6 protein-coding genes are annotated in these 7,231 nt (G+C 60.0%); 3 read left to right on the forward strand and 3 right to left on the reverse strand.

What is annotated here, in order from left to right:
* Both paaX and paaY read left to right on the forward strand, forming a co-directional pair.
* Window positions 1–837 (forward strand): phenylacetic acid degradation operon negative regulatory protein PaaX (paaX, locus tag PFH44_RS22915; RefSeq protein WP_283826257.1); only part of this gene is annotated, 837 nt, incomplete at its 5' end.
* 9 nt (window positions 838–846) lie between these two features.
* Window positions 847–1,443 carry a phenylacetic acid degradation protein PaaY gene (paaY, locus tag PFH44_RS22920; RefSeq protein WP_045855144.1) on the forward strand — a complete coding sequence of 199 codons (597 nt, stop codon included), beginning with the start codon at window positions 847–849 and terminating at the stop codon, window positions 1,441–1,443.
* A gap of 33 nt (window positions 1,444–1,476) precedes the next feature.
* Here the strand turns inward: paaY and nadS are convergent, their stop codons facing one another.
* From nadS to azoR, 3 genes are all read right to left on the reverse strand, one after another.
* On the reverse strand, window positions 1,477–1,761 hold the full coding sequence (nadS, locus tag PFH44_RS22925) for a NadS family protein (protein WP_041145276.1): 285 nt from the start codon (window positions 1,759–1,761) through the stop codon (window positions 1,477–1,479).
* A 1-nt stretch (window position 1,762) separates the two neighbouring features.
* Window positions 1,763–2,095, reverse strand: coding sequence for a type II toxin-antitoxin system RelE/ParE family toxin (locus PFH44_RS22930; protein WP_283826258.1), 333 nt, complete (start codon window positions 2,093–2,095; stop codon window positions 1,763–1,765).
* A 244-nt stretch (window positions 2,096–2,339) separates the two neighbouring features.
* Window positions 2,340–2,945, reverse strand: coding sequence for an FMN-dependent NADH-azoreductase (azoR, locus tag PFH44_RS22935; protein ID WP_041145278.1), 606 nt, complete (start codon window positions 2,943–2,945; stop codon window positions 2,340–2,342).
* 201 nt (window positions 2,946–3,146) lie between these two features.
* On the opposite strand from azoR, the gene hrpA reads away from it, so the two are divergent.
* Window positions 3,147–7,049: an ATP-dependent RNA helicase HrpA gene (gene hrpA / locus PFH44_RS22940; RefSeq protein WP_283826259.1), complete on the forward strand. Its 3,903-nt coding sequence runs from the start codon at window positions 3,147–3,149 to the stop codon at window positions 7,047–7,049.
* The last annotated feature ends 182 nt before the right edge of the window (window positions 7,050–7,231 follow it).

Raw genomic sequence — 7,231 nt, forward strand, 5'->3', positions numbered from 1 at the left:
CTACTGCAGCGCGGGGGCGAAGTGTGGCTCGGCAGCGTGGCGGCCCTGCTCGAAGGGCTGGGGTTCGGCGAGCGCTTTGTGCGTACGGCGCTGTTTCGCCTCAACAAGGAGGAGTGGCTGGACGTGGTGCGCATCGGCCGCCGCAGCTTCTATCGTCTGAGCGACAAGGGGCTACGCCTGACCCGCCGCGCGGAGCACAAAATTTATCGCGCCGGCGCCCCGGAGTGGGACGGCACCTGGCTGCTGCTGCTCTCCGAGGGGCTGGAAAAGAACACCCTGGCGGAGGTGAAAAAGCAGCTTCTGTGGCAGGGTTTTGGCGCGCTCGCGCCGAGCCTGCTCGCCTCGCCGGCGCAGAAGCTGGCGGACGTCCAGTCGCTGCTGCACGAGGCGGGGGTGGCGGAAAACGTCATCTGCTTTGAAGCGCACTCTCCGCTGGCGCTCTCCCGGGCGGCGCTGCGCGCGCGCGTCGAGGAGTGCTGGCATCTGACCGAGCAAAACGCGATGTACGAGACCTTTATTTCGCTGTTTCGCCCGCTGCTGCCGCTGCTGCGCGACGTCGATAGCGCGGAGCTGACCGCAGAGCGCTGCTTCCAGATCCAGCTGCTGTTAATCCATTTTTATCGTCGGGTGGTGCTCAAAGATCCGCTCCTGCCGGAGGAGCTGCTGCCGGCGCACTGGCTGGGGCAGACCGCGCGCCAGCTGTGCATTAATATTTATCAACGCGTCGCCCCCGGCGCGCTGGCCTTCGTGAGCGAGCACGGGGAGAGCTCGGTCGGCGAACTGCCGGCGCCGGGGCCGCTCTATTTTCAACGTTTTGGCGGCCTGACCGCCGCTTAAGGAGAGCCGATGCCGATTTATCAGATTGACGGTATGACCCCGGTGGTACCGGATGAGAGCTACGTTCACCCCACGGCGGTGCTGATTGGCGACGTGATCCTCGGGAAAGGCGTGTACGTCGGGCCCAACGCCAGCCTGCGCGGTGATTTTGGGCGTATCCTGGTGAAAGACGGCGCCAACATTCAGGATAACTGCGTGATGCACGGCTTTCCCGGCCAGGATACGGTGGTCGAAGAGGACGGGCATATCGGCCACGGGGCGATCCTCCACGGCTGCGTCATCGGCCGCAACGCGCTGGTGGGGATGAGCGCGGTGATTATCGACGGCGCGACGATTGGCGAAAACAGCATCGTTGGCGCCTCGGCGTTCGTGAAGGCTAAAGCCGAGATGCCGGCCAACCATCTGATCGTCGGCAGCCCGGCGAAGGCGATTCGCACCCTGAGCGAGCAGGAGATCGCGTGGAAAAAGCAGGGGACGCGGGAGTATCAGGTGCTGGTCGAGCGCTGCCAGCAAACGCTGCATCAGGTGGAGCCGCTGAAAGAGGTGGAACCGCAGAGAAAGCGCCTGGAGTTTGACGAAAGCCTGCGGCCGAAATCATCATCCTGAGCAGTAGCCCTCCGGCCCTCCGGCATGGAGGGCCTAATATTTAGCCAGCTCCTGAAAGAGCGCCGGGTTCGCCTGAATCGCCGCCAGCACTTTTGCCGCCAGCCCCGTTGGGTTGCGTCGTCTGGATTCCCAGCTTTTAATGGTATCCACGCTGGTTCCCAGCGCTTGCGCCATTTCCGTCTGGGAAACGTTCAGCCGCGCTCGAATGGCCTTCACGTCAGCAATCTCATAGCGAGTCACGCGGGCCGGGGCTTTATCGCCATTTTTGATATCAACGGCTTCTTTGAGAGACGTTTGAAGCTCATCAAAAAAACTCATATCACACCTCATTTTTCAGTCGTTTGGCTAGTTTTTTGAGCTGCGCTTTTTCAGCATCGGTCAGGCTATCTTTGATGCTTTTTGGGTACGCCAAAACCAGATAGATAATCTCAGCGGTTGCGAGGAAATAAATCACCCTCGCGCTGCCGCTTTTCCCCTGAGAGCCTGTCGCCATCCTGATTTTCCGTAGCCCACCCGTATTCTGGATGATATCCCCGGCATCCGGATTGCCAATGAGCTCTTTCTGCAGCGCCCTAAGCTCATCGTCAGTAGCAAGCTGTTGTATCTGCCGGGTAAACAGCGGCGTTTCGATAAATTCAATCGCACAGCACATAAGTACGCTCCTTATTAAGGTACCATGTACACCGATATGTGTACATAGTACCCATCCCTAATTTTACGGCAATCTGGTCAGGCGGGTGCCCGCAGGTCGGAGACGGAATGCCTCAAGCCGTGAGCGCTATCGTACAGGCTGAATGGTTTTCTGGCTGAATGGGCTGCTGATGTTACGAGGCGTCTCGTAAAGCGGGTGAGGGGGAGAAAAAACTCCCACCGGGCGGTGGGAGTCGCAATCTATATTACGCTGCAACCACGCTATCGATGGCCGCTTTTGCGTCGTTCTGCGCTTTGGCCGCCACTTCCGGACCGTAAGCGATGCCTTCAGCGAAGACGAAGTTCACGTCGGTGATGCCGATGAAGCCGAGGAAGGTCGACAGGTACGGCGTGACCAGGTCAGTCGCGGTATCTTTATGGATGCCGCCGCGGCTGGTGACAACAACGGCGCGTTTACCGGTAACCAGACCTTCCGGCCCTTTCTCGGTGTAGCGGAAGGTAACGCCAGCACGAGCCACGAGGTCGAAGTAGTTTTTCAGCTGAGTCGGGATGTTGAAGTTATACATCGGCGCGGCGATAACAATCACGTCATGCGCCTGCAGTTCGGCGATCAGCTCGTCGGACAGCGCCAGCGCTTCCTGCTGACGCGGAGTCAGCGGCGCATCGCTCGGACGCAGAGCACCAACCAGTTCGCCATCCAGTACCGGAATCGGATTTGCTGCCAGGTCACGCACGGTGATAACGTCTTCAGCGTGCTTTTCACGCCATTGTTCAACAAAATAGTCGGACAGCTGACCGGATTGCGAGTACCCTGCCAGAATACTGGATTTGAGAACTAATACTTTGCTCATGGGTGTTTCCTTATATGAGATTGACGGGTCGATGCCCTGGTGCTTGCTGACACTTTATTCACAATCATGCCACAGAGAAAGCGCAATAAATCGAACTCAGTGTTCAGTTTTTTTGAACAAGGCATGAAATGATCAGCTGTGGTAATCTACAGCAATACTTCAAAAGAGATTTTTCCTGGCAGAGCACTGCCCGATAACGCTATGACAGAACAACAAATTTTCACCTTCCCCCAGCTCTTCCAGCAGCTTGATGGCCTGATGCTGCGCGACAGGTCACGCTTTTCCCGCCGTCTGCACGGCGTGAAGAAGGTTAAAAATCCTGAATCCCAGCAGGCTATTCTGCGGGAGATGGCGCAGGAGATTGCGGCAGCAGCAGGGAAAGTCCTGCTGCGTGAAGCGGCGCGGCCGGCGATTACCTATCCGGAAAACCTGCCGGTAAGCCAGAAAAAGCAGGGGATCCTCGAAGCCGTGCGCGACCACCAGGTGGTGATTGTGGCGGGGGAGACCGGCTCCGGTAAAACCACTCAGCTGCCGAAAATCTGCATGGAGCTCGGGCGCGGGGTGAAAGGCTTAATTGGCCACACCCAGCCGCGTCGTCTGGCGGCACGTACCGTGGCGAACCGCATCGCCGAGGAGCTGCAAAGCGAACCGGGCGGCTGCATCGGCTACAAGGTGCGCTTTAGCGACCACGTCAGCGACAACACCATGGTCAAGCTGATGACCGACGGTATCCTGCTGGCGGAAATCCAGCAGGACCGGCTGCTGATGCAGTACGACACGATCATTATCGATGAGGCCCACGAACGCAGCCTCAATATCGACTTCCTGCTCGGCTACCTGCGGGAGCTGCTGCCGAAGCGTCCGGATCTGAAAATCATCATCACCTCGGCGACCATCGATCCGGAACGTTTCTCGCGCCACTTTAACCACGCGCCGATTATCGAAGTTTCCGGTCGCACTTATCCGGTCGAAGTTCGCTACCGGCCGATCGTGGAAGAGGCCGACGATACCGAACGCGATCAGCTGCAGGCGATTTTCGACGCCGTCGATGAGCTGGGCCATGAAAGCCCCGGCGATATCCTGATCTTTATGAGCGGCGAGCGGGAGATCCGCGATACCGCCGATGCGCTCAATAAGCTCAACCTGCGGCATACCGAAGTGCTGCCGCTCTACGCCCGGCTGTCGAACAGCGAGCAGAACCGCGTCTTCCAGTCCCACAGCGGGCGGCGCATCGTGCTGGCGACCAACGTCGCGGAAACCTCGCTGACGGTGCCGGGAATTAAGTACGTTATCGACCCGGGCACCGCGCGCATCAGCCGCTATAGCTTCCGCACCAAGGTGCAGCGCCTGCCGATTGAGCCCGTTTCTCAGGCCTCCGCTAACCAGCGTAAAGGCCGCTGCGGCCGCGTATCGGAAGGGATCTGTATTCGTCTCTATTCCGAAGACGATTTCCTGTCGCGCCCGGAGTTTACCGACCCGGAAATCCTGCGCACCAACCTGGCGTCGGTTATTCTGCAGATGACCGCGCTGGGGCTGGGCGATATCGCCGCCTTCCCGTTCGTTGAGGCGCCGGACAAGCGTAATATCCAGGACGGCGTGCGCCTGCTGGAGGAGCTCGGGGCGATTACCACCGACGAGCAGATGACCGCCTATAAGCTAACGCCGATGGGCCGCCAGCTCAGCCAGCTGCCGGTTGACCCGCGGCTGGCACGGATGGTGCTGGAAGCGCAAAAGCACGGCTGCGTGCGCGAGGCGATGATCATCACCTCGGCGCTGTCGATTCAGGACCCGCGCGAACGTCCGATGGACAAGCAGCAGGCCTCGGATGAGAAGCACCGCCGCTTCCACGATAAAGAGTCGGACTTCCTCGCCTTCGTCAACCTGTGGAACTACCTCGGCGAGCAGCAGAAGGCGCTGTCGTCGAACCAGTTCCGCCGCCAGTGCCGCCTTGATTTTCTTAACTATCTGCGGGTGCGCGAGTGGCAGGATATCTATACCCAGCTGCGCCAGGTGGTGAAAGAGCTGGGCCTGCCGGTCAATAGCGAACCGGCGGAGTACCGCGAAATTCACACCGCGCTGCTGACCGGGCTGCTGTCGCATATCGGCATGAAGGATACCGACAAGCAGGAGTTTACCGGCGCGCGCAACGCCCGCTTCTCGATCTTCCCGGGCTCCGGGCTGTTTAAGAAGCCGCCGAAGTGGACCATGGTGGCCGAGCTGGTGGAAACCAGCCGCCTGTGGGGGCGCATCGCCGCGCGCATCGACCCGGAATGGGTGGAGCCGGTGGCGCAGCATCTGATTAAGCGCTCGTACAGCGAACCGCACTGGGAGCGGGCGCAGGGGGCGGTGATGGCGACGGAGAAAGTGACCGTTTACGGCCTGCCGATCGTTGCCGCCCGTAAGGTGAACTACAGCCAGATTGACCCGGCGCTGTGCCGCGAGCTGTTTATCCGCCACGCGCTGGTGGAGGGCGACTGGCAGACCCGTCACGCCTTCTTCCGCGATAACCTCAAGCTGCGAACAGAGATCGAAGAGCTGGAGCACAAATCGCGCCGCCGCGACATCCTGGTCGATGACGAGACGATGTTTGAGTTCTACGATCAGCGCATCAGCCATGACGTTATCTCAGCGCGCCATTTCGACAACTGGTGGAAGCAGGCCAGCCGCGAGACTCCGGATCTGCTCAACTTCGAAAAGAGCATGCTGATTAAAGAGGGCGCGGAGCAGGTCAGCAAGCTGGACTACCCGAACTTCTGGCATCAGGGCAGCCTCAAGCTGCGCCTGACCTACCAGTTTGAACCGGGCGCCGACGCCGACGGGGTGACGGTGCATATTCCGCTGCCGCTGCTCAATCAGGTGGAGGAGGCCGGTTTTGAATGGCAAATCCCCGGCCTGCGCCGGGAGCTGATTATCGCCCTGATTAAGTCGCTGCCGAAACCGGTGCGGCGTAACTTTGTCCCGGCACCGAACTACGCCGAAGCCTTTTTAGGCCGGGCGACGCCGCTGGAGCTGCCGCTGCTGGATTCGCTGGAGCGCGAGCTGCGGCGGATGAGCGGCGTGACCATTGACCGCGAGGCCTGGCAGTGGGATCAGGTGCCCGATCACCTAAAAATCACCTTCCGGGTGGTGGATGATAAGAACAAGAAGCTCGCCGAAGGCCGTTCGCTGCAGGAGTTAAAGGACGCGCTGAAGGGGAAAGTGCAGGAGACGCTCTCCGCGGTGGCCGATGACGGTATCGAGCAGAGCGGGCTGCATATCTGGAGCTTCGGCACGCTGGCGGAAAGCTATGAGCAAAAGCGCGGCAACTATCGGGTTAAGGCCTGGCCGGCGCTGGTGGACGAACGTGACAGCGTCGCCATTAAGCTGTTCGACAATCCGCTTGAGCAGCAGCAGGCGATGTGGCGCGGCCTGCGACGTCTGCTGCTGCTGAACATTCCGTCGCCGATTAAATATCTGCACGAGAAGCTGCCGAATAAAGCCAAGCTGGGGCTCTATTTTAACCCCTACGGTAAGGTGCTGGATCTGATTGATGACTGCATCTCCTGCGGCGTCGATAAGCTTATCGACGAGGCCGGCGGGCCGGTATGGACCGAAGAGGGGTTTGCGAAGCTGCACGAAAAGGTCCGCGCCGAGCTCAACGATACGGTGGTGGAGATTGCCAAACAGGTTGAGCAGATCCTGACCGCGGTGTTCAACGTCAACAAGCGCCTGAAAGGGCGCGTGGATATGACCATGGCGCTGGGGCTGTCGGATATCAAGGCGCAGATGAGCGGGCTGGTCTATCGCGGATTCGTCACCGGCAACGGCTTCCGCCGGCTGGGGGATACGCTGCGCTATCTGCAGGCGATTGAAAAACGGCTGGAGAAAATGGCCGTCGATCCCCATCGCGATCGCGCGCAGATGCTGAAGATTGAGAGCATTCAGCAGGCGTGGCAGCAGTGGCTCAATAAGCTGCCGCCGGCGCGCCGTGACGATGAGGACGTGCAGGAGATCCGCTGGATGATCGAGGAGCTGCGCGTCAGCTTCTTCGCCCAGCAGCTGGGGACGCCGTACCCGATTTCCGATAAGCGGATCCTGCAGGCGATGGAGCAGATCGTCGCCTGAACGGCCGGCTGATGGTCGTTTTTAGGGTGGTTTGGGCGAATAAGCGCGTTGGCTGCTCGTGTTATGGATCTTCCGTTCAGTTTCGTGGAATGTTCCGTTCACGATGAATCCAGCGCTTTTCTCACACCCGCTGCGGGTGAACGGCACGGGGGGCGTTTCGCCCGCCCCCCGTGGCCCCCGGC

The sequence above is a fragment of the Klebsiella sp. Ech2A genome, assembly GCF_030078455.1.
GTDB classification, from domain to species: Bacteria; Pseudomonadota; Gammaproteobacteria; order Enterobacterales; family Enterobacteriaceae; genus Klebsiella; species Klebsiella terrigena.

What these genes read in the sequence shown, in the direction of transcription:
- paaY (WP_045855144.1), top strand. Translation starts at nt 847, where the DNA reads ATGCCGATTTATCAGATTGACGGTATGACCCCGGTGGTACCGGATGAG.
- nadS (WP_041145276.1), bottom strand. Translation starts at nt 1,761, where the DNA reads ATGAGTTTTTTTGATGAGCTTCAAACGTCTCTCAAAGAAGCCGTTGAT.
- PFH44_RS22930 (WP_283826258.1), bottom strand. Translation starts at nt 2,095, where the DNA reads ATGTGCTGTGCGATTGAATTTATCGAAACGCCGCTGTTTACCCGGCAG.
- azoR (WP_041145278.1), bottom strand. Translation starts at nt 2,945, where the DNA reads ATGAGCAAAGTATTAGTTCTCAAATCCAGTATTCTGGCAGGGTACTCG.
- hrpA (WP_283826259.1), top strand. Translation starts at nt 3,147, where the DNA reads ATGACAGAACAACAAATTTTCACCTTCCCCCAGCTCTTCCAGCAGCTT.